The 22763-nt window shown below is 65.4% G+C and carries 21 protein-coding genes; 17 read left to right on the forward strand and 4 right to left on the reverse strand.

All coding sequences use genetic code 11. The annotated features are described in order from the left end of the window. Positions 1 to 14 precede the first annotated feature (14 nt). A complete protein-coding gene (locus tag ABD841_RS01475; protein WP_344966936.1) occupies positions 15 to 827 on the forward strand; it encodes an alpha/beta fold hydrolase in 813 nt (270 codons plus the stop codon). A gap of 67 nt (positions 828 to 894) precedes the next feature. Here ABD841_RS01475 and ABD841_RS01480 read toward each other — a convergent pair whose 3' ends face one another. Next, positions 895 to 1539 carry an RNA polymerase sigma factor gene (locus tag ABD841_RS01480; protein ID WP_344966938.1) on the reverse strand — a complete coding sequence of 215 codons (645 nt, stop codon included), beginning with the start codon at positions 1537 to 1539 and terminating at the stop codon, positions 895 to 897. Between the two features lie 356 nt (positions 1540 to 1895). Continuing rightward, positions 1896 to 3095, reverse strand: a complete 1200-nt coding sequence (locus tag ABD841_RS01485) for an FAD-dependent oxidoreductase (RefSeq protein ID WP_344966940.1) — start codon at positions 3093 to 3095, stop codon at positions 1896 to 1898. 246 nt (positions 3096 to 3341) lie between these two features. On the opposite strand from ABD841_RS01485, the gene ABD841_RS01490 reads away from it, so the two are divergent. The 5 genes from ABD841_RS01490 to ABD841_RS01510 all read left to right on the forward strand — a co-directional run bounded on the left by ABD841_RS01490 (position 3342) and on the right by ABD841_RS01510 (position 6809). After that, on the forward strand, positions 3342 to 3920 hold the full coding sequence (locus tag ABD841_RS01490; RefSeq protein WP_344966942.1) for a PadR family transcriptional regulator: 579 nt from the start codon (positions 3342 to 3344) through the stop codon (positions 3918 to 3920). Continuing rightward, the gene (locus tag ABD841_RS01495) at positions 3904 to 5409 is read left to right on the forward strand and encodes an MFS transporter (RefSeq protein ID WP_344966944.1); all 1506 of its coding nucleotides are present in this window, start codon (positions 3904 to 3906) and stop codon (positions 5407 to 5409) included. Before ABD841_RS01490 ends, ABD841_RS01495 begins: the two co-directional genes overlap by 17 nt. After that, positions 5399 to 5866, forward strand: a complete 468-nt coding sequence (locus tag ABD841_RS01500; protein WP_344966946.1) for a hemerythrin domain-containing protein — start codon at positions 5399 to 5401, stop codon at positions 5864 to 5866. The genes ABD841_RS01495 and ABD841_RS01500 overlap by 11 nt, the downstream gene beginning before the upstream one ends. Positions 5867 to 6018: 152 nt before the next feature. Then, positions 6019 to 6189: a thiomuracin/GE37468 family thiazolyl RiPP peptide gene (locus ABD841_RS01505; RefSeq protein WP_344966948.1), complete on the forward strand. Its 171-nt coding sequence runs from the start codon at positions 6019 to 6021 to the stop codon at positions 6187 to 6189. A gap of 230 nt (positions 6190 to 6419) precedes the next feature. Then, positions 6420 to 6809, forward strand: coding sequence for a hypothetical protein (locus tag ABD841_RS01510; protein WP_344966950.1), 390 nt, complete (start codon positions 6420 to 6422; stop codon positions 6807 to 6809). Between the two features lie 744 nt (positions 6810 to 7553). Here the strand turns inward: ABD841_RS01510 and ABD841_RS01515 are convergent. Next, complete coding sequence (locus ABD841_RS01515; RefSeq protein ID WP_344966952.1) at positions 7554 to 8093, reverse strand: DUF6461 domain-containing protein; 540 nt, start codon at positions 8091 to 8093, stop codon at positions 7554 to 7556. A gap of 901 nt (positions 8094 to 8994) precedes the next feature. Between ABD841_RS01515 and ABD841_RS01520 the strand changes: the two genes are divergently transcribed. Next, positions 8995 to 9891 (forward strand): tyrosine-type recombinase/integrase, encoded by an 897-nt coding sequence (locus ABD841_RS01520; protein WP_344966954.1) that lies wholly within the window; start codon positions 8995 to 8997, stop codon positions 9889 to 9891. 535 nt (positions 9892 to 10426) lie between these two features. On the opposite strand, the gene ABD841_RS40710 is transcribed toward ABD841_RS01520, so the two are convergent. After that, a complete protein-coding gene (locus ABD841_RS40710) occupies positions 10427 to 10996 on the reverse strand; it encodes a DUF6444 domain-containing protein (RefSeq protein WP_425581928.1) in 570 nt (189 codons plus the stop codon). A gap of 468 nt (positions 10997 to 11464) precedes the next feature. Between ABD841_RS40710 and ABD841_RS01530 the strand changes: the two genes are divergently transcribed. The 10 genes from ABD841_RS01530 (at position 11465) to ABD841_RS01570 (ending at position 22694) form a co-directional block, all read left to right on the forward strand. Further along, entirely contained in the window at positions 11465 to 12763 is a 1299-nt protein-coding gene (locus tag ABD841_RS01530) for an NB-ARC domain-containing protein (protein ID WP_344966956.1), read from the forward strand. A gap of 37 nt (positions 12764 to 12800) precedes the next feature. After that, positions 12801 to 13706, forward strand: a complete 906-nt coding sequence (locus tag ABD841_RS01535; protein WP_344966958.1) for an ABC transporter ATP-binding protein — start codon at positions 12801 to 12803, stop codon at positions 13704 to 13706. Further along, on the forward strand, positions 13703 to 14656 hold the full coding sequence (locus ABD841_RS01540; protein ID WP_344966960.1) for an ABC transporter permease: 954 nt from the start codon (positions 13703 to 13705) through the stop codon (positions 14654 to 14656). Before ABD841_RS01535 ends, ABD841_RS01540 begins: the two co-directional genes overlap by 4 nt. A gap of 57 nt (positions 14657 to 14713) precedes the next feature. Beyond that, on the forward strand, positions 14714 to 15628 hold the full coding sequence (locus ABD841_RS01545) for a hypothetical protein (protein ID WP_344966962.1): 915 nt from the start codon (positions 14714 to 14716) through the stop codon (positions 15626 to 15628). Between the two features lie 597 nt (positions 15629 to 16225). Further along, on the forward strand, positions 16226 to 16609 hold the full coding sequence (locus ABD841_RS40715) for a lasso peptide biosynthesis protein (protein ID WP_425581929.1): 384 nt from the start codon (positions 16226 to 16228) through the stop codon (positions 16607 to 16609). After that, a complete protein-coding gene (locus tag ABD841_RS01550; RefSeq protein WP_344966964.1) occupies positions 16606 to 18066 on the forward strand; it encodes a hypothetical protein in 1461 nt (486 codons plus the stop codon). Before ABD841_RS40715 ends, ABD841_RS01550 begins: the two co-directional genes overlap by 4 nt. After that, a complete protein-coding gene (gene adfB, locus ABD841_RS01555) occupies positions 18063 to 18275 on the forward strand; it encodes an actinodefensin-associated protein B (protein WP_344966967.1) in 213 nt (70 codons plus the stop codon). The genes ABD841_RS01550 and adfB overlap by 4 nt, the downstream gene beginning before the upstream one ends. After that, a complete protein-coding gene (locus ABD841_RS01560) occupies positions 18275 to 19063 on the forward strand; it encodes a hypothetical protein (protein ID WP_344966969.1) in 789 nt (262 codons plus the stop codon). The genes adfB and ABD841_RS01560 overlap by 1 nt, the downstream gene beginning before the upstream one ends. 1177 nt (positions 19064 to 20240) lie before the next feature. Beyond that, positions 20241 to 20918 (forward strand): alpha/beta hydrolase family protein, encoded by a 678-nt coding sequence (locus tag ABD841_RS01565; RefSeq protein ID WP_344966971.1) that lies wholly within the window; start codon positions 20241 to 20243, stop codon positions 20916 to 20918. Between the two features lie 162 nt (positions 20919 to 21080). After that, positions 21081 to 22694: an ABC transporter ATP-binding protein gene (locus tag ABD841_RS01570; RefSeq protein ID WP_344966973.1), complete on the forward strand. Its 1614-nt coding sequence runs from the start codon at positions 21081 to 21083 to the stop codon at positions 22692 to 22694. Positions 22695 to 22763: the final 69 nt, after the last annotated feature.

The following is a 22763-nucleotide window of genomic DNA, read 5'->3' on the forward strand; positions in this document are numbered from 1 at the left end:
AGGAGTCAGTCACCATGCTCGACCAAGAGGGCACCCTGGCCGACTACGTCAACGTACGGGACGATGTGCAGCTGTTCTGCCGCCACGCCGGTCCGCGTACGGCGGCGCGGCCGCCTGTGATCATGCTGCACGGCAACCGCGACAACCACTCGCACTACGCCGACCTGCAGGAGCTGCTCAGCCCTGACCACCACACCGTCGCCGTGGACTTCCGCGGTCACGGCCTGTCCTCGACGCTGGACGTCCCGCTGAGCGCGACACTCTTCGCCGCCGACATCGAGCAGCTGATCCTGCACTACGGCTGGGGGAAGGTGGTCCTGGCCGGGCACTCGCTCGGCTCGGCGGTGGCCATCACCCTGGCCGGCCGGCGGCCCGACCTGGTGGGCGGGCTCGTCCTCATGGGATCGGCGGCCTCCTTCAGTCTGCCCTTCCGCCGGCCGGAGCGGCCGCCGACCAAGGAGACCTGGGCCGAGTACGTGCGCGAGGCCAACACCCGCGCCGTTCCCTTCTTCTTCCACGACAAGCATCCGGACGTCGCCAGACGGGTCAGCGCCGCCTGGTCCGTCATCCCCTTCGAGGTGCACCAGAACCTGGTCAGGATGCGCCACCCGGATCTGGAGGAAACGATCCGCGGGCTCACCGTCCCGGCCCTGGTCGTCGCCGGCGAGCACGACAGGTGCACGACCGTCGGTCAGGCCGAGTGGATCCAGCGGCACCACCGCGACGCGCGACTGAGCGTGATCCCGGAGACCGCGCACTTCATGTACATGGAACACCCGGGGGCGGTGGCGGCGGAGGTCCGCGCCTTCGTGCGCGGCCTGGCGTGACGTCCTCCCGCGAAAAAGGTGATGGGGCGGCCGTTGCCGCCCCATCACCCTCTCAGACCACGCCCCCTCAAGCCGGCTCCCTCCGCCGCTCCGGCGCTCCGGTCGTGCCCATCGACTCCCGTAACCGGGCGATGGCACGCAGCCGGGTGGGGCCGATGCTGCCCACGGGCATCCCCATCCGCTTCCCGATCTCCGCATAGGACAGGGGCGGATTCGCAGCGAGCAGGTTCAGCAGCTCGCGGTGCTGGCTGCTCAGGTCCTCGAGCGCGCGGGCCAGCGCGCGCTTGCGTTCGTAGGCGGTGGCCTCTTCGGTCCAGTCGTAGCTGATCGTGTGCGCCGCGTCGAAGGCACTGGGCCAGTCGCCGAACAGCACCAGGGGCCGCGACCGTCGGATGACATTCACGCACTCGTTCCTCGACGTGGTGGCGATCCAGCCGGCCAGCGACCGGGTGTCGCGGATGCTCTTGATGTGCTGGAGGAGCTTCAGCCAGACGACCTGGTTCACGTCCTCGATGTCCTGCCTCTGGAGCTCGTATCTGCGCGCTATCAGCTGGACCAGCGGGAGGAAGCGGCGCAGGAGGCTGTTCCAGGCCCGCTGGTTGCCGCCTCTGGCCAACTCGACCAGCTCTTCCAGGTGGTGGTCGTTATGAGAATCTCTCTTGTCTTCGTCGGAGCGCCGCACCTTTCCCGGTAAGGAGCGTGACGCAGCCATCGAAATCCGTTTTCTACGGTCCAAGACAACCCCTCGATCTCCCCGAGACGACACGCAGCCTCGCCGGTCGGCTGAATCCCCGTGTGCCACTTATGTGGAATATGTCGCTCGTCTACCAGTCTCATACCGGAAAGAGTGGAATGTCAATCACTATTCTCGCGTAATTCTCGGCTTCCGGGGAATGTGGGGAGCGGATGAACCGGTGAACGATTTCCGTCGAGACATGTGCTGTGACCTGCACGTTTATATGACGGGAGAAGAAAGTGGGCAGCACGATGCCCGACCCGCTTGGCCTTTTAATCAGTGGCTCGGCGGGCCGTGCAGGAATTCTTGTGCTTTCGTGGAATTCTGCAGGGTCAGGCCGATACCTGCTCATTCCATTCGATGTGGTGATGATGCATCCAGCCGAGAGAGGCCCCGCCGTCGCCGGCGTAATATTTGAGCATCACCGGCATGATCATGTCGCGTATCATTCGTGTGACCGGTCCCACCGATTTAAAGTTTGACCATTTGGCGCCCGTGGCCACCACCCGCTCCACCCGCTCGCGGCGAAGCCCTTCGTAGGCACGGAATGCCTGCCGGGCATCGGGCAGGTCGCGCAGGCAGCGCCCGAGCTCGACCGAGTCCTCGATGGCCATCGACGCCCCTTGCCCGGCCGCCGGCGACGTCGCGTGCGCCGCGTCACCGATGATGATCATGCGGTCGCGGTGCCATTGGGACACTGTGGGAATGTCATGAAACGGCCATGCCGTGAGCTCGTGACCGGTGGCCTCGACGATCTTCCAGGCCGGTCCGGAATCCACGCTGAGCAGCTTCGCGAGCGTCGTCCGCCAATGGCCGTCGCCCAGTTCCCTCAGTTCGTTCCGGCTCGGCTCGTTCGGGTACGGCGGGTTGGCGAACCACCAGACCTCACCGCTCGGCGCCACGGTGTAGCCGAAGAAACAATGCCGGCCGAAGACCATCTGGTACTCGCCGGGGGGCACGTCGGCCACTCCGGCCTTTGCGTAACCGCTGATGTAGAGGTTGGGGATGTACCTGGCCGGCGGGGCGGCGGGATCAATCAGCGCGCGCACCCTGGACTTGATGCCATCCGCCCCCACGAGCAGATCGGCCTCACATCTGGTGCCGTCCTCGAAGACGGCCACGACGCCGTCGTCCCCGCCGCTCGCATCGACCAGCCGCCGGCCGTACTCGAAAGCGATCCCGCGCCGTAACGCTTCGTCCCTCAGCGCCCCGCACAGGTCGGCACGCCGGATCGTGCGCCCGACCGTCCCGTCGGCCAGCGGCAGGCCGGTACCCGCCACGCCCAGGGAGCGCCCGGTCCCGCTGCGGAAACGCATCTGCGGGGTGTCGAACCCCAGTCCGTCCAGGCACTTGTCCGCACCGATCGCGCGTAGGGCGTCGATGCCGTTGACGTGCAGGATCACAAACGCGCCCACGCCTTCCGAACTGCTGGGATGCGACTCGTAGACGATCGGCTCGAACCCCGCGAGCTGTAGGGCCATCGCCACGGTAGGGCCCGCCACGCCTGCTCCGATAACTGCGACAGTCTTCATGATCCGTCTCCTCTGGTGAGGGATCGTGGAGTGGTCGTTCGATCGCACAGGTCCAAGGGAACACGGTCACCGCCGACGCTGACCGCATTGTGACGGCGACCGCAAGGACACGTACTAGACGTGCTCGGGGCGTTCCAGATACGCATGCCTCGCCGATTCCCGCCATCCGGTGCCGGTTTCCCGGCCGCGCGATGTTGTGAACCTCAGGCTCTTGCTTACAGTGACTACTCTCGCGAAACTAGTCGCGTGTCGTCAATACGCATCTTCATTCTCAGCGCGTTGTCGGAACGCGGCCCCATGCACGGGCACCACCTACGCCTCCTGTCGGAGGAGGAGCACCTCGACCTGTGGACCGACATCACCACCGGCGGACTCTACGGAGCGATCAAGCGCCTCGCCGCCGAAGGACTGATCGAGGAGATGCGCACGGAGAAGGTGGGCTCCTACCCGACGCGCAAGGTCTGGCGCATCACCGAAGCCGGTGCCAAGACCCTGTCGTCGCTCAAGATCAGCGCGCTACGGGAGATCGTTGTCAGGCCCGACCCGTTCGACCTCGCCCTCACCCGGCTCGACCCGGACCGGCTCGATGACCTGGAGTCCGTCATCGCGGCCCGCCTCGCCTCGCTGGAGGCGATGCTCACCGACTACGAGGCGCACATGCGCACGGTCGCCCGCTATCTGTCCCTGGCGGAATCCCTCGCCATGCGGCACCACGTCATACGGCTGCAGGCGGAGATCGCCTGGCACCGGGAGCTCATGGCGCAGCTGCCTCAGCTGATCCTCGACGAGAAGGCCCGGAGGACCTCGCATGACCCGACAACGTGAAACACCGTTAACCCCCCGCTCCGCCTGGCTGGCACTGGCCGTCCTGCTGGTCGGCGCCTTCATGGCGTTGCTGGACACCACCATCGTCAACGTCGCCATCCCGACGATCTACACGAGCCTCGATGCGTCGGAGTCCACGCTGTCCTGGGTGCTGTCCGGCTACATGCTCGCCTACGGCCTGGCGCTGATCCCCGCGGGCCGCCTCGGTGACCGGTACAGCCACAAGCCGGTCTTCATCATCGGGCTGATCCTGTTCACGCTGACCAGCGTGGCCTGTGCGCTCGCCCAGAACGACCTGCAGCTCAACCTCGCGCGTGCCGCCCAGGGGCTCTCGGCCGGCATCTTCTACACGTCCATCACCGCCTTCATCCACCTGATGTTCCCCGGCAGCCTTCGCGGCAAGGCCCTGGCGATCATGGGAGCGGTCATCGGCGTCTCCAGCGCCATAGGCCCGCTCGCGGGCGGCCTGATCATCCAGGCCTTCGGTGAGGAGAACGGCTGGCGCTACATCTTCGGCATCAACCTCCCGATCGGCGTCATCGCCGTCCTCGCCGCGTTCTGGCTGCTCCCCTCCACCGGCAGGACCGAGGCGGACGACCGGGCCGACTGGGCCGGCCTCGTCATCCTCACCGTCTCGCTGGTCGTCCTGCTCGTCCCGCTCGTCGAGGGCCACAGCCAGGGCTGGCCGCTGTGGTCCTACCTCGTCTCGCTGCTCAGCGTGCCGATGCTCGGCGTGTTCGCCCTCTGGGAGCGCCGGGTGGCCAGGCGCGGCGGCAACCCCCTGGTCCCGCCGCGCCTGTTCACCAGCCCCGCCTTCACCGGCGGCGTCGTACTGGCCCTGGTCTACTTCGCCGCGTTCACCAGCATCTTCTTCACCATCTCGCTGCTGTGGCAGGCCGGGCTCGGCGCCTCGGCACTCGAATCGGGCCTGCTGCTGATGACCTTCGCGATCGGCACCATCATCGGGGCCGCGCAGAGTGACCAGCTCGCCGCTCGCTTCGGCCGTACCGTGCTCATCATCGGCCTCACCCTCCTGACGCTGAGCCTGGTCTCCATCCTGGTCGTCCTCGCCGTGGTCCCGCCCGGCAGCCTGCGGGGCTGGACGCTCGTCGCGCCGCTGGTCGTCGGCGGCATCGGCAGCGGGCTGTTCATCCCGCCCAACATGGACTTCATCGTCGCGACCGTCTCGCGCAACGACGCCGGTGCCGCGAGCGGCGTCATCGGGACCATGCAGCGGGTCGGCAGCGCCATCGGCATCGCCGTGACCGGACGGGTCCTGTTCGACACCCTGGACTTCAGCACCGGTGACTCTCCCGACGTGGTCTTCACCCAGAGCGCCACGTACGCCATGGGAGTGAGCGTCCTGTTCGCGTTCGTCGCCGTGGCACTCGTCTTCGCCCTGCCCAAGCACAGCGACGACGCGTCGGACCCCGCCGGGGGAGACGCGCCGGGCCCCGTCCCGGGAAAGGAGCCTCACCATGCTGCGTAACCGCATCTTCGCCTGGCACCTGGAGCTGCAGAACGTCCACCACCGCCTGGAGAAGGCGCTGGAGGAGGCCCGCAAGGCCATCCGCGAGGGCAACCGTGCCGCCGTGCTCAAGCCTGAGCTGCGCGAGTTCTGCTACACGTTCTGCTCCGCGTTGGGCAGCCATCATCGCAGCGAGGACGCCGCGTTCTTCCCCGCCCTGCTCGAGCAGATGCCTGAGCTGGAGCCCATCATCACCCAGCTCACCCGCGAGCACGAGGTCCTCTCGCAGCTCCTGGCCGATTTCCAGCGGGCCCTGGACTCCTCCGAGTCGTCGCCGGCGGAGCTCTTCCGGCAGATAAACGAGATCAAGGGTGCCATGAAGGCGCACTTCGGCTTCGAGGAGGGGGCGCTGAAACGTGCGCTGCGCGTTCTCGACGCTCCGGAGAGTGACAAGCGGCGGATGTTCGGCGACGTCTGACGCCCGGTCGGCGAACTGGCAGACCGGTGGTGCCGTTCCTCGCTCTGGACCAGGGCGTACGGCTGCCCGAGCCTTTCTTGAGTGCGTGTGGACCCATGGCCCTGAGTGACAGCAGTCATCGGAGGAAGGAGGTCCGCGCGAGCGTATCCGAGGTGCTCGACTTCGACCTGGCGAATCTGCCGATGGATGTGTTCGAACTGGCTGACAGCGGTCTCGGGATCGAGTCGCTGACGGCCGGGCACGGGCTGACCGAAGCCGGTGCGTCGACTTCCGCCCTCTGCTCGTGCAGCGTCGCCTGCAGCAGCAGCGTCAGCAGTTCATAACAGGAGTGCCGCCGGGCTTCCGGCGGCACTCCTCCTCGTTGTGATGTGCCGATGGCGGGAGATGAGGGAGCACGATGGATTCCGACTTGCGGCTGTCCCGGGGCGCGTGGGTGAAACCGCTGGCGATGGCGCGTATGGCCGGGCCGGCGGCGTGTATTGCTTCAAAAGTCGTCGCAAGGCGTTTGACCTGGGAGTTGATCTGAGACGCGGCTCAGGAAAGATCAGTTCTTGTGTCTGTCCGTCTCCTGTATCTGATCGTGATCCGGTTGTTCGGCTGGCTGGTGCTCCTGGGCCGAAGCGAGGCGGCCAGGGACGCCGAGATCATGGTGCTCCGGCATGAGATGGCGGTACTGCGGCGTCAGGTCGTCCGGCCGAAACCGGATTGGGGCGATCGGGCGGTCCTGGCCGCCCTGGCGCGGTTCTTGCCATCTGCCCTGCGCACGCATCGGCTGGTGACGCCGGGCACCCTGCTGGTCTGGCACCGGCGCCTGGTCCGACGCCGATGGACGTATCCGAGCCGGTTCGGCCGCCCGAGTTGGTGCTGCGCCTGGCGCGGGAGAATCCGGCCTGGGGATATCGCCGGGTGCATGGTGAGCTGGTCGGGCTCGGCTGTCGCGTGAGTGAAGCGACCGTACGCCGGCTCCTTCGGGGTCGGCGGGTCGGCCCGGCTCCACGAGACGCCGATACCTCGTGGAGGACCTACCTGCGAGATCAGACCAAGGAGTGCTGGCCATCGATTTCTTCACGGCACCTGCGGTCGGTGCTCGGTGAGTATGCCGATCACTACAACGGCCATCGGCCGCACCAGTCCCGCGCGCAGCGACCACCCGATCACGACGAGTGGACCGCCGTACCGTTGGAAGGCCGGATCGAACGCCGGAAAGTGCTCGACGGGATGATCGACGAGTACCGCCGAGCTGCGTAGCCGCTCCAGAGAACTCCCAGGTCAATTCCTATGCGATGAGTTTTGAAGCGGTACAGGGGGAGGCGGACCTACGGATTCTCGGAAAAAGAGAAACCCCAGGTCACTGGGAGTTCTGCGAGTAGGGCGCCTGGGACTCGAACCCAGAACCTACGGATTAGAAGAAGACGATTCGATCAAGCTCTATGGCTGTGACCTGTGAGTGTGGCGTCCGGGGACGTTCGCCGAAGTCTGCCAGTGTCCGCCCTCGTGGCTGTACAGTCAAGGCACCGTCAGTTTGAACCCGGTTACCGATCTTGGTCTTTGATCTGGGGAACGGGGTGCAGGTCGGGGCATGTCGAGTGCCCGTAAGTGACCACGGTTCCCGCTTGTTCTGGCACGGACCTGGCGCATGATCAAGACCGGGGCGTAGGCAGAGGGGAAGCGCTGCGACGGTACGGCGTCACTGGAGGTGGTCGCTTGCGCCGGTCAGGGCGTCCTGCGCGAAGTGTCTGCGCCAGAAGCGCACACCGGTGGCGCTGGAGGCGAAGGCGAGAGCTCTGGGGATGGGGTTCTCGGTGAGGTCATCACGGTCGAGACCCAGTTCCTGAAGGTCGGCAAGGAGGTGCTCCGGAATATCTCCGTGGCGGTAGGAGTAGCCATACAGGTCGAACTTAGTGATCAAATCCCCCTCGATGAGGAGGCTGAAGTTATCCCTCTTGATAGTGGCGAACACCGTGGCCATGGTCGTACCCGACGACAGTAGTCCTGGTGCCGCGTCCACCGACGTGCCCCATCCGTAGTCGATCAGGACGGTTCCGCCATCGGCCGTATAGGCCTCGACTCCGAAATCGCCGACGGTCCCGGGGACGACATCGATCCGACGCAGAACCTCACGGGGAAGTATGCCTTGTACGAAGCTGATGCAGAGCCAGGTATCGCCAGCACCGTCGGTGAACTCCTGGTAGAGCCATTCGTATTCTCCTGCCGTCGCGTCGCTCATCAACTTGCCTTTCCCGAAGGATCAAACTCGGGCCGATCTTCGCAGGAGGGACTGACGACTTCCTGATCTGGACTGTGCCGTTCTTACGCTGTCAGCTTGGGAAGTCTCTAACGCGCCTGGCCGCTGAGCTGGGGAGACGCTGACCTGCGGGGGAGCAGGTGAGTGCCCGTGGTTCCCTGCGAGTCCCCCTTGGCCACTCTCCTGACGGGCACGCAACCGGAACGCGCGGCATGGGAATGTTTACGCTTTCGTCGCCTTGGTGCTCGGTAGGCCGGGGTTGAGAGCATCGACGCCAGCCTCAGCCAAGAGACCTCGAAGATCCTGGAACGAAAAAGGCATCCGGCCCCGCGACCGTATCGGGAACGCGCCCACACCGTCATTAGGAACGAAGCCCCGGACCGTCGATCGCCCCAACCCTGTATGGAGATCAGCCACCGCCAGGCGATCGTGAGGGCGGTACCGGGGAGGTGCTTGACCTCAGTCAGCTCCTACTCGGGCAGATCCAGTCCATGAGCCCTGAGTGCCTTACGAGCCCGCTGGAGGCATTCTTCCGCCGAGTAGGCATCGGCTCGCACGGCCCATCGGTCATCTTGGGCTCCGCCGCTCGCATGGAAGGTCCAGGGCCGAACACCTCCACGCTCGGCGTCCACCCTGATCAGGGCGTTCACATCGTGCTCCAGAAGCCATCCGAGCATCGCGATCGCGTCCATCCGGGCAGCATACGGTTCCGGCGGCGCGTCGCAGGGGTCGGCGAGGGCGCCGGGTACGGCGGGTGCGCAGTGCGGCTACGGCCCGGGGCGCTGCTGGCCGGGACCGGCCCCCGGGCCGCACGCCCGGCCGGCGGGCGGCGGAGGGCCGGGTACGGCGGCGCGGCGCGCCGCCGCTTGACGAGCGGGTCGAGATGAAGCGGCGGCAGGGGACCCGGCCGCTGACTCTCCGGGGCTACCGGCAACTGATCAAAGACCACGTCAAGCCCGCACTCGGCCGTAAGCAGCTCGACAAGCTCGCCCCCACCGATGTACGGCGGCTCGTCGAGGCGAAGGCCGAATCGGGGCTCTCGGCTGCCACAGTCAAGCAGATCCACGGGCTGATCCGGAACGCGCTGGCCGATGCCGAGCGGGAAGAGCTGGTGCATCGGAACGTCGCCAAGCTGGTCAAGCCTCCGGCCGTGCGCAGGGAGGAGGCCAGGGTGCTCACGATCGAGGAGGCCAGACGGCTGCTCGCCGCGATCAGGGACGATCGGCTCGAAGCCTTCTGGATCTGTGCGCTCACGCTCGGCCTGCGACGCGGGGAACTCCTCGGGCTCCGCTGGGAGGACATCGACTTCGGCAACGGGTTGCTCGCCGTACGGCAGACACTCCAGCGGGCGGACGGCTCCCTTCAGTTCGTCGACCCCAAGACGGACCGGTCCCGGCGAGTCGTCCCCGCACCGGAACCGACCTTGGCGGTGCTGCGCAGGCACCGGTGGGCTCAGGCGGCCGAACAACTCGCCGCGGGTAAGCGGTGGCAGGACCTCGGGCTCGTCTTCGCCTCCACGATCGGAACGCCCATCGAGCCGGGCAACCTCAGTACCCGGTGGCGGGCCACCCGGAAGAAGGCGGGGCTCGACTGGCTGCGGCTTCACGATCTGCGCCACGCCTGCGCCTCGTTCCTGCTCGCCTCCGGGGCCTCGCCTCGGACCGTGATGAAGACGCTCGGTCACAGCCAGATCGGGTTGACCATGAACACGTACACGCACGTGCTCCCGGACATCGAACGAGCGGCCGTCGACGCGGTCGCCAGGAAGCTGTTCGGGTGATCGAGAACACACAAAGGGCCGGACTCCTGACGGGGTCCGGCCCTCGTGGCTGTCAAAGCTGGCTGTCACCGCCTTCTCAGGCACGATCGGTGACCGCCGTTTTGGCTGGTAGGGCGCCTGGGACTCGAACCCAGAACCTACGGATTAAAAGTCCGTGGCCCTACTGTCGTCCGGTGTCACGGCGTGCTGTCTTGTGCCGTCCTGTCCGGAAGCGTCCCCGCCGTTCTGCCGGGCCGTGACACCGAGTGCCACGCCGTATCAGGACGCACGAGCAACCACCGAGCAAACATAGGGTCCTTGACCATTATTCACCGTCGGCCGCTAATGGGCACCTGCTTCGGCGAAGTTCCAGGTCAAGCCTCATGTGACGAGTTTTGACGCGGTACAGTCCGCGTGCCGCGCATGAACGCGGTCATGAAGCGGTGGGCGCTAGTCATGCCGCCGCGAGCTGCTCGACCGCTGCGGTATGGAACGAACGCCATCTGCGGCACGCTCTACGGGAGTACGAACACTTCTACAACCGGCACCGTGCCCATCAGGCCCTGAACCAAGCGGCCCCGCTACGCGCCGTCCCGGACCCGATCACGGATCCGACGCGCATCGCCGAGCTGAGCGTCCGCAGACGGGACCGGCTCGGCGGAGTCCTCCACGAGTACTCACATGCCGTTTGAACTGCACGGATGTAATTTTCGGCACCCACAATGTCACGGACCTGACGCCGCGCGAAGCCGACGCTGTCAGCCGCCGACAACGTCTTTCCGCAACCGCCACACGCGTCCGGGACGTGCTCTTCGACCTGGTCCGGCGTCTCGACCATGGCCAGGCCGGCGCCGGGCGCGCCCGGCTGGCGGCCCCGCTTCTTCACACTCTTGACCGGCGGTTTCTTCTCCGGCCGGACGAAGGTGTCGCTGGACGGTGGTAACGAGGAGTTCCCGGAGTTGCGACCCAGCCTGCGCTCCAGCTCGGCGACCCGCGCGGTCAGCTGGTCGACCGTCTCCTCCAGCCGCGCGATCGTCTTGCGTTGGGCCTCGATCGTGGCCATCTGTCGGACCACCAGCGCCGCGAGCTCGTCATATGACGGACGGCGATCCGGGGTCTTCGACACACGAAGATCATCCCACAGCAGGGACACCGCTCACGCCATCACGATCTTGATCTACTGAATGCTTACCTGTTTCCTTCGTCAGTACGGGCGGCCGCGACAGGGCGAAGAATAGTATCATGAAATTGGGAGTTATTATCAGAACTTTACTGTGATGTTCATTACATTGCTGATTCGATCATGAGCGGGTAAAAATCAATTGATCATTCAACTCTGGGGGATAATTAGTTGTCAGTTGAACCATTAACCTCGCCTGCCCTTTGTTGGCACCCCTATAGTGAGTTTTTGCGGCCCTGAGGAGTTGGATTGAGAACCCGTTGAGAAGCCGTCCCGTCCGGAATCATGCTGGGATGTGTTCGCTCGCCGACGGGTATCCGATTTGTTCCTGGATGGGATGGCCGCGGTGGCAGGTCGGGGGGCGTAAAGAAGACGGGCCAGGAGGATTCAGTCCTGATGGCAGGTCATGATTCGATGAAGGTGTCCCTGATTGATCCGCGGGAACGGCGTACGCCCGCCGAATTCGTCGCTGCCCTGAGGCAGTTGAAAGAGTGGGTGGGGCTGACCTATCGGCAGATTGCGTTGCGGGCTCAGGAAAACGGCGATCATCTCGCCCGGAGCACAATCGCCGCAGCCCTGGAGCGGGATCGCCTGCCACGCCAGAGGGTGGTCACAGCGATGGTCCGCGCCTGCGGAGAGGACCCCCGCCCCTGGATCGAGGCGAGGCGGCGGATAGCCGCGGCCACTGCCCTAGGACCCGCACATCCGAAGCTCCGCTCCGCTCTTTTGCCGGTGGGATCGAATGCGTTGGTCGGCCGGACCGAGGTGTCTGATCGGCTGGTGCGGCTCGTCGGTTCGGCGGATTCGGGAGCTTCGGTGACCGCGCTGACGGGACCTGCGGGTGTCGGGAAGTCGGCGCTAGCCATTCAGGTGGCACACCGCCTGCGCGGCCGCTTTCCCGGAGGCTGCCTTTATGTGAACCTCCAGGGATCGGTCAGCGGAGTACCGCCACTTCGGTCTGACGAGCTCGCGAATCGGCTGGCAGCGGAACTGGAAGGCCGTCCACAGGAGTCTGCGGAGGGGGTCGAAGCCGCGACGCGCCTGCTGGCTCTGCTCGCCGACCGGCAGATCCTGGTGGTCTGCGACGACGTGCGTTCGGCGGACCAGTTTGAGTCCTTGCTGCCGCTGGGACGGCAGGCGACCGTCCTCGTCACCACCCGCACTGCCCGTGCGGTACCGGCAGGAGCTCGACTGCTCTCCCTTCGCCCGCTGGCACTGGATGACGCCGTCGCGCTCCTGGCTGAGGAACTCGGCCGGGAGCGGGTGTCCCGAGAAGAGGAGGAGCTGGCTCGTCTCGCCAACTTGTGTGGCCGTCTGCCTCTCCTGCTACACGCCGCAGGCCGGCGTCTGGCTGCCAGGCCCGCGTGGCGGATTGGCGCGCTGGCGGACCGACTCGACGACGGGCACCGAGGACTGGACGAACTCTGCATGAGTGGCATAGACGTCCGGGCCCGGCTGATGGCGAGCTTGGAACTCGTCGATCGCTCCTCGGTGCGGGTGCTGGCCGCGCTCGGCCAGACGGGCTCGGCCGAGGCGCCGCTGTCAGCGCTGGCCGACGCTCTGGGCAGGGACGAGACGGACGCCATGCTGGCGTTGGAAGAGCTTTTGGATGCTCATCTCGTGGACAGCCCGGAGCCCGGCCGTTACCGCATAGCCGCGGCGTATCGATGGCTGATGAGGGATATCTGTCGGCCGCAGGACGGATCCTGGTGAGATGATCAGCGTTCCGACTACTGAGTAAAGGGAGACAATGGCGGAGCAGAGTGCGCTGGCCGTGCGTGATCTCGGCAAGCGCTACCGCAAGGTTTGGGCATTGCGTGACTGCACGCTGTCGATCCCGGTCGGCCGTACGGTCGCGCTGGTCGGGCCCAACGGGGCGGGTAAGAGCACCTTCATGAACATGGTCGTTGGCTTGAGTAAGCCAACGACGGGCGATATCGAGATTTTCGGGTCTCGGATGCGGCAGGACGGGCCTTCACTGGCGCGCGTGGGGTTCTTGGCCCAGGACAAGCCGTTGTACGAGAGCTTCAAGGTCTCCGAGATGCTCACATTCGGCCGTAAGCTCAATCCGAGCTGGGATCAGGCCTTGGCCGAGGATCGGCTGGCTAAGCTGAACATCCCGCTCGACCGCAAGGTGAAAGCACTGTCAGGGGGTCAGCAGACCCAGGTCGCGCTGACGCTGGCAGTGGCCAAGCGCCCCGACCTGCTGGTGCTCGACGAGCCACTGGCCGATCTGGACCCTCTGGCCCGTGAGGAGCTGCTGCAGAACCTGGGCGAGGTGAGCGCAGACTCGGGCATCACAGTGATCTTTTCCTCGCACATTGTCGAGGACCTGGCCGACACGTGCGACTGGTTGGTCGTCCTCAACCGGGGGCGCGTTCAGCTCAGCGGGGCCATCGACGATGTGCTGGCCGGTCACCGGCTGCTGACCGGCCCGGACGATCATGCTGGCCAGGTAATTGCCGACACGGACGTCATCGCCGACCGCCGCCGGAACGGGGAGGCGAAGCTGATCGTGCGGACTGGTGCCTCGGCGGTTCCGGAGGGATGGCGGGTCGATCCGGTGGCCCTAGAGCCGCTAGTGCTGGGCTATCTGCGGCGGCCCGAATCGGGCCGTCCTGCAGAGCAGACCACGATGTCGGGGGGGAGGGCGTGACCTGGCTGGTGCTGCGGCAGGCACGCGCCCAGATCATCTTCATGGGCGTCCTGCTGGCTGCCCTGGGTGTGCTGCTGCTGGTGACGGGACTAGATGCGGCGAGCTACATCTCTGCGCACTCCCAGCGCGGTGCCTGCCCCGGCACGGGGAATGCTTGCGAGGAGTTCCAGTGGGCCCTGAAAGCCCGTTACCAGCTGGTGTACATGATCATCGGTATTCTGCCGATGGTGGCGCACGTCCTGGTAGGGGCGTTTTGGGGCGGTCCGATGATCGCTCGCGAGGTCGAGCGGGGGACTGCCAAGCTGGCGTGGACGCAGTCAATCACCCTGCGGCAGTGGCTGAGCGCCAAGCTCGGCATCGCCTTCCTGATCGTGCTGATCGGCGGGCTGGTGTTCTCCGGGATGGTCTCCTGGTGGCGGAATGTCGTCGACCAGGTATATCCGGTACGTTTCGCGGCCGTGGACGTCTTCAACGTGACCGGGGTGTCCCCGGCCGTGTGGTGGACCTTCATGTTCGCCTTGGGGGCGGCGGCTGGCGCGGTGTTCCGTCGTACGCTCGCCGCGCTGGCGGTGGCCGTGTCCGTAGGTCTGATCGTGTTGCCGGTGTTCAGTTTCCTGCGGCCTTTCTACGCGGATCCGGTGCGCTCCGTGACCGTGGATACGGACGCGTTCCCGCGAGACTTGTTGATGGCAGGGATGTGGCTCCCGCCCACCGGTAAGGAGGTGGCACAGCCGACGTCACCCAAGTGCCCTCTGTCGCTCTACGCGGATTCGGTTGACCCCCGATATCTGCAGTGTCTGAAGGGTGAGGGCTATCGCTATGTCACCTACCACCATCCGAGCAGCCGCTACTGGGAATTCCAGTGGAAGGAAGCGGCCTTGCTCGGCGCCATGGCGGTGCTGCTGACCGGGGTGACGGTGGCTCGCACCCGGCGCCTTCGAGCGGTGTGAGGGGATTTCGTGCTCTGGTTGACATGGCGGCAGCATCGGGCGCATGTCCTGGTCTCTGTGGCTCTGCTCCTTGGGTTAGCCGTCGTGCTGGGGGTCAACGCCTGGCATGGCCGGGTCCTGATCGCCGAACACGCGCCGCCCGGATGCCCCGGACCCGGTGAAAGCTGCGCCGCATTCGTCGCCGAACTAGCGGAACTGCGCGGCCGGACAGGGTTCTTCGTAGTCTTCGTTCCGTTCATAGCCGCAGCGTTGGCGGGCATGTTCTGGGGGGCGCCCCTGGTGGCCCAGGAACTGGAACGCAAGACTGGGAAGCTGGCGTGGAGCCAGTCGGTGCCGGCCCGGCGCTGGCTGACGGTCCAGATCGCTTGGGTCCTGGGCATGTTGACAGTGCTAGGGCTGGCGTTGTCGGCCGTGGTGAGCCTGTGGCGCCAGGCGTATGCCGGATGGGGGATCGACGACCCCGTTCTGCAGCCGTTCTCCTTCGACGCCAGCGGTCTGCAGCCTGTCGGCTGGTGCCTACTGGCCTGCGTGATCGGTGTTTTGGCGGGTTTGGTCACCCGCCGTCCCCTGGTGGCGATGGGTATCGTCATGGCCGCGGTGCTGCTGCTGATGACGATGGCCCATTCCGCTCGGCCGCATTATGTGGCCCCCGAGCGGATGATCAGTGCCGATGCGAAGGCTGTCCAGAAGGCAGGTGGGTTCCTCCTCAAACGCACGTGGCTCGACCCGGGAGGAAGCGAAACTGCGGCCGTTCCCGCGCACATCTGCGCCGAGTCTCCCTCCCAAAGCCGGGACCTGGCCCGGCTGGAGCAGGAGGAGTGCCTCATCAAGCGAGGCTACAAATATGCCTTCGACTTTCAACCGGCGAGTCGATGGTGGACCTTCCAAGCGATCGAGTTCGCGATGTTCGGTGGCCTCATCGTGGTCATGCTGGGCTTTTCCCTGTGGCGTATCGGCCGCACCACCGTTTGACAGGTACGGCGCCGGCGTGAGTGCTGGCGCCGCCGTCGCGGCCAGTCGGCCAATGAGTGGACCAGCGCTTGCAGCCACTCACCCTCAAGCAGTCTGATCTGCGCCTTCGCATGCCCGAAGCCTTGATAAAGCGAGTCAGTAACTGACATCTCCCGATGTCAACCGAGCGAAGACAGAACCGCTGACGGGACAGTCCGGGACAAGATTCGCATTATTGCGGGGGCGGCTTTTGTCCTGTTAGTGTGACTGTGTCAATGACTGGTTAGTCATTGAAACAAGTGCTTCATGCGAGCATCGGAAGGGAGGAAAGATGACGATTACTGCGATTGGTTCTCGAGTTGGTGGTGGCGCGCTCCAGCAGCACCTCCACTCGGAAACCACTGCGGTGGCGGAGAAATGCGTTGGGCCCGGTTACAGCTGCTGGTGGGATTCAGACTGCTGTAATGAGACCGTTTGCCTCAACTGCGATTTCTGGACGTGCGCATACTGCTGAGAACAGCCTCTGAGCAAGTCGGCGCATTCCGGCGACGATGGCCCGTTAGGAATTCCTAACGGGTCATCGTCACTGACCGCTGTCCAGGCGGAATGGATGGTGAAATGATCAGAGCCCTACGGGCGTCACGTGCGGCGATTCGATTCCTTGAGAGGAGCCGTTCGGCGAACGGTTCCTATTCGCTCACGGAGTGGCCTGAGGTCAAGAGAATCCGTCTTCTGGGGCCTGGGGATGTTGGCAATGGGGTGGCCGCGCTTCGGCTTGCCCAGCGCTGCACCGTGGGTTTCCTCGATCCAATCGAGGACGCGCTCCACCTGACGGCGGGTCTGAGATTCATGGGATTCGACGCGACCTTTCACGTGGGCAGAGAGGCTTTTGCTGCGAATCCCCCCCCAGGGCTTCACGCCTGGGTAGAATGTGACGGCCGGGTGGTTAGCACGTCTCTCCCAGTGAGGGAAGAATATGTTGAGGTCGCTGCGCTTCCATGAATAGTTCGCTCAATATCGTCGAACTCAGGGACGGCAGAATCAATGCCTCTCCCCCAGTGCGGGAGGCGGGCATCCGGGCCGATCTCACCGACACCAGTTTCGAACTCAGCCTGGCAGGCCTGCAGTCCTCTCCCGTTTATTACCGGGTAGGAATGGGCCGTCTCGAGTGGTCCTGTGATCTTGCGGCGTTCGGCGCTGGTGACGGCATACCAGTTCCGGACGTCGGGACGCTGCTGACCATAGCAGATGGATATCAGGTAGCTCCCGACTACAGCCCGATCCCCGGCGTCGCGCGCCTGCCATTAGGCGCCGTGGTACAGGTCGACGGAGCCGGCGTGACAGTGAGCAGACGGCAGCCCATGCTTCCGCAACACCTGACATTCCAGCAGGCGGTAACAGAGGCGTTGGCACATCTGGGCGACGATTTCGCGATCGCCTACAGCGGGGGGCTGTCCTCGACCTTCCTCGCCTGCTGCTCGGCCAACGCTGGCTCCCAGCCCCCCCTGCTTCACGGAGTCATCCGCGACCACCGGGAAAGAACCCTTCCGGGCGGAATCGACGGACTCGATCTGAAGGCGGTCGACGTCGATCTCGGAGAGCTGTTGGATCCCCACCTCATTACGGGCGACGAGCCGCTGCCGCCGATGCCGGAAGTGGAGGTCCGGCGGCGCATGGCGGCTGCACTGGAACGTGAATTCGGCGGCAGGGTGGTCACCGGAGCGCTCCTGAAGGACCTGGTTTCGGCGCGGCTCGGCCAGGTCGAAGCAGGGGTCAAGGATTGGCGGCTGCTGACGGTCGAGCCGTTCCACATACACGGGACGTTGCGGGACCTGGCCGCCGCTCGCGAACTACTGAAGGACCAGAGGGTCCACCGTCCCGGCGCGGGAACGGAGGACTCGCAACCGACTGCTGCACCCCCGCCTCCCTCGCCGAAGCCCACCGAACCCCCGGGACTCACCGCGAAGGCCAGCGACGCGCTTGCCTCCGCCCGCCGTGGCGCCCTGGGCGTGTGGAAAGACCACCTGGATTTTCTCGACCCGGTACTTGGCCGGGCGCTGGCCGGGCTCGCCGAGCGCGGACCTCTGGCCACCCCAGCCCTGAGTAATCCGGTGCTCTCCTCCGCCGCCGCTCTCAAACCCGCGGAGCTGGTGAGGATTCGCAAGGGCGTGCTGGTCAAACACCTGCCGCTGAAGCGGGCGCTGAAGGCCCGCGGAATTGCGACTGTCCGTGACGCGTCGCCTGGGTTCTGGGTCAGAGCCGCCGCTGGCGCCTATCTCATCCGGGAACGCGACAAGATCGTCCGGCAGCTCGAGACGGAGTGCGCCCTGGCCGACCTGGGGCTGGTCGATCCGCAGCGCGTTACGGCCGTGCTGCACGACGGGCGCGAATTGGCCAACCAAGTCATGCCCCTGCTGCGGCTGGTGTGGCTCGATCAATGGCTGAGGAAACGAGCATGAGCGCACGAGTGGCACCGCACATCATCCTGACGCCGCTCCCACTTGGGGGCGCGGTCATGATGGACAAACTGACGCTGGGGACGGCGGAGCTCGGCGAGGCCGAGATGACGCTGCTTCGGAGCATTCTCGAAGGCGTCGAGCGGCCCCAGGGAGAACTCGTCGAGCAGATGCGGCACATCGGATGGCTGATCGTGGAGGGGAATGACTGATGCCGGTAACCGACGTTGTGCTGGGTATCCTCGCGGGCCCCATGGCGGCTGCTGGCCTGGCGAAGTTGGTTTCTCCTGCGGAGAAGCTGCAGTGGCCGATTCGCCACCCCGTTTTGCGTGCCCCCCATGGCCCCAAACTCGTGGGCGTCGCCGAGTTCACCGTGGCGGCGATTGCAATCCTGGCGAGCGAGAGATGGGCGGCTGTCGCCGTGGCGGTCGCCTATGCGTCGTTGGCTGCGGTTGCATTCTGGCTACGCGGTCAGAAATGCGCCTGCTTCGGTGCCGCCCGCCTAGCGGCTGTGGGGAGGACCCACGTGTCTCTGAACGCGGTGGGGGCAGTCGTCGCCGCGATGGTGGTCGTTGCTGGCGGTGCCGGGCCGTCCTCTACGGTGACACGGCTCGGTGTCACCGCTGGCGCAGCCGTCGGCATATTCGGACTGATTCTGATCCTTGATCGACGCCGTGAGGCCGCCGCGATGGCGACACCGCCATGCGATGAGCGCATTTACGGCGTGCGCATGTATGAGGCCGAAGACTGCCCAGCATGCCGGGCCCTCAAGGAACTGATCGGGAAGATGGACCCGATTCGGCACAGGACGATCGAGAAGGTCACTGTAGCCATGGGAGAGAAGCTGCCGGCGGAGGTGGAAGGACTCGGCATTCCCTGCGCGGTCGGATTGGATGCCGGAGGGAAAGCCGTCTGCGTGCCCGCCGAGGGAATCGGGGCGGTCAAGCGGCTGATCGAGTCCGTGACGATCCCCACAACGGCGGTGGCGAGTGACGGATGACGTGGATCACACCCGGTCGCACTGGGAAATCGGTCCAGGGGGGCTGGCATGGGCCGTCAGCACTGTCCCCAGGTATCCGTCCATCACCGAGCACAACCCCGCCTCCGTCATCTGGGAGAAGATGACGATCGACCCTGATCTCGGAGGCGCTCCCCCGCCGAGGGGCCGTCCTGTGCGGGTCGAGGTTCGTGAGCTGGGACAGAACAGAGGATGGGAACTCCCCGTTGTGGGAATGCTTGCCGTCCCGCTCGCCTGGCACCCAAAGGAGCCGTTGATCGCGGGCTTGGCAGTTCGCGACCGGTGCGCCCATCCATGGATAGCGAACTACCGGCGGGCGACGGTAACGCATTACGAGAACGTGCGGTTGGTGACGTCGCTCGCGGGACAGGGAAGCCCAATAGCCTGGGCAGGCGACCGCCTGGTGGTTCTGATACCCGGTGCGCTCGCCGATGACGAGGCTCCGGCTTCGTCTGCCGCCCCGGCGATTTACGAGGCATCCGGTCCGGGCGAGGTCACCTTCTCACCCGGACTTCGCGAACTGGAACGACTCGCCGCGGCCCGCGTAGCAACATTTGATCCGGGAACGGAGCGGCTCGTACCGGTGAGCCCGCCTCTACTCGTTCGGCAATTGTCCCTCGCGCCTGGGGGCAACCACCTGATAGTCGAGGCCGGTGCCGGGGAAGGGCCGGGCGGATTGACTTGGCGCCTCGGCCTCATGGAGATAAATGGTCGCACGCGAATGCGTCCTTTGCCCGAGGGTGCGCGATGGACGGTGGAGAGGGACGCCACCGCCTGGCGCGAAGACGACGAGGTTCGCGTTGTCGACCTGACGGGGGAACGGTGGTCCATTCCGGTGCGACCCGGCTCCCCTTGGTGGGTCGTGTGGCACGCCGGCGAGCCGGCCGTCCTTTCCTCGCACGAGGCCGGACTCCGGCTGATCAGCGTATCCGGAGATTGCCGCGAAACCTCCCTCCCTGGCAGAACGAGGATCGCGGCCGGTGCGCGAGGACAGGTGTCCAATGGACGTTTTCTCATCGGCTGTCGAGGCGCGGACGGACGACTTGGGTCTCTTGCCGTGGATATCGCTTCCTTCAGGGCGCGGGTCAGGTGGGCGCGCGGTGACATGGCTCCACCGGTGAAGAGTCATTTCCCCGCCTCGCCAGTGACGGAGCCGATCGTGGATATTCCCACCGGTTTCGAGAATGCACGGCTGGCCATTCCTGCCGAGAACGGTCCGGAAAAGGTTACTCTGCTCTGGATCCGAGCGGGGCTGATGGGAGAGGCTGAACTCGGCCAGGGGCCGCCACCGATTTCCTCTGGCTTCCGGGAGGCGATCCTCGACCTACCTTTGCACTGGCCGTCTGATGCGTCAGTGGCGATGCTGCACGACCAAATCACCAGTGCTGTCAGCGCTGCCGTGGAGCTCTGTCAGTCAACGGTGATTGTCGGTGGGCACAGCTTCGGTGCCACCCTCGCGCTCTACGCCCTGGCACACGTGCCCGGGATAGCCGGCGCGATAGCGCATAGCGGATGCTACAACCGGACCCATACCCCGAACGGCTTCCACTTCGAGAAGCGCTCCTACTGGGACGCACCGGACCTCTACCAGGCATTCAGCGCGCTGCATTTCGCCGACCGGCTGAAATGCCCCGTGTTGATCGTGCATGGCCTTGCTGATGTCAACCCCAGCACCCCGCCCCAGGAGGCCATAGAGCTTTACCGCGCGATCGTGGCGGCGGGCGGCCACTCCCGTCTGATCCTGTTCCCTTATGAGGGCCATTCCTTCCGCTTCCGGGAGACCCATGAGGCGCTGGCCCGCGGGCACGGTGACTGGCTGCGGAAAGCAGGGTTCTGAGTGCCGTCAAGAAATGCCCGGACACCGCACCTGACGCGGTCGCTGTTGTTCGGGATCCGAATGTTGTGGGAGGCCGACCCGAGGGGGACCCTCGGTTTAGTCGTTCTCCAGTTGGTGTCGGCGGTCGGGTTGGCGAGTGTCCTGGTGCTCGTACGAGCATCGTTGGCCACCCTAGAGGCGGCGGGCGGGAACGGCTTTCGGGCTGCGAGCATTCCCGCGGCCCTCGCGATTGTCGTGCTGGGCTCAGCCGCCGGGATTGTGCGCGCCGTGAGTACGCGGATCCAGCGCATGCTGACCGTGAAGGTGGACCGGCATGCCACAGCCATCGTCCTGCGCTCCGCCGTACAGGCCGAGCTATCGGAATTTGAGGATCCCGCATTTCACGACTGGCTGCAACGCGCGGTGTTCGCTTCGCGCAGCAGACTGACCATGCTCGTCACCGCAACAGTCGCCATTGGCCAGACCGTACTGGCGGCCGTTGCCATCGCGGGCACGTTCGTTTCGATGGCATGGTGGTTGCTGCCGGTCGCTGCGGTGAGCGCCTTGCCAGTCCTTAAAGCCGCACGAGACGACCGGAACTCCCGCCACAGGCTGCATCACGCCCTGTCGGAGAACCGGCGCAGGCGCGAATACCTGGAGCGGCTGCTGACTGGCCGGGACGAGGCCAAGGAGATTCGCGCCCTGCGGCTCGGGCGAGCCCTGCGTGATCGCTGGGACGCTGCTTACCGACAGGAGATCCAGGGTCACTCTGAGGCCAATCGACGCTATATGTGGAGCAGCCTGGGCGCTCGCGCGGCTGCGGACGTGGTGGTTTTGGCCGTTGTCGGCGGTGGTATCTGGCTGGTGGCCGTCTCCGTCATCGACCTGGCGACCGTCGCCAGCGCTCTGACGGGACTATGGTTCCTGTCGACTCGCGCGCAGATGCTTGGTGGTTTGCTGAGTGGCATCGGCGAATCCGTTCTTTATCTGGAAGACCTTCGCACTTTCACTGCCATCCCGTCCCCGCAAACCACCCCACCCCGGGTCGTGATGGGAACCGTACAGGCCGACCAGGTCTCCTTCGCCTACCCTGGAACTGATCGGCCGGTGCTTCGCGACGTGACGGTCGCGGTCAAGCCCGGTGAGGTGATCGCGCTTGTCGGGGAGAACGGCTCAGGGAAGACGACGCTGGCGAAGATTCTCGCTGGTCTGTATCAGCCAGACGACGGTTCGGTTCTGCTCGACGGTACGCCTGTCGCAGACATTCGGGTGCTGCGTGATTTGTCGGCGGTCGTCTTCCAGGATTTCGTCCGCTACAAACTCTCTGCCATCGATAATGTAACCTTCGGCCGGCCGGAGGCTCCCGTGGACGTGGAACGCGCCTGGCGAGCCTTGGCCCAGGCGGGGGCCGACGCGTTCGTCGCCTCGCTACCAACCGGGGCCGAGACCATCCTGGGCAAGGAGTTCGCCTGTGGCGCCGACCTGTCAGGTGGTCAGTGGCAACGGCTGGCAATCGCCCGCGCCTTCTACCGGGACGCGCCCTTCGTCATCCTCGACGAGCCTACAGCAGCACTCGATCCGAAGGCTGAGGACGATCTCTTCGCACGCATCAGGAACCTGTTCGCCAACAGATCCGTCCTGATGATCTCCCACCGTTTCTCCAGCGTCCGCCACGCGGACCGGATCTACGTCATGGAGGATGGCCGAGTGATCGAGGAAGGCACTCACGAGTCGCTGATGGCCAGGCACGGCACTTACGCTCAGCTGTTCACCATCCAGGCGCGGTCCTACCGTTAGCTTTTCGGTCGGCTTTGTGAGCTGGGTGTAGCTCTTCTGTAGGGACTGGTTGATCTGGGGTTTTGAGGG

Source organism: Streptosporangium fragile, from assembly GCF_039534445.1.
Classification (GTDB): Bacteria; Actinomycetota; Actinomycetes; order Streptosporangiales; family Streptosporangiaceae; genus Streptosporangium; species Streptosporangium fragile.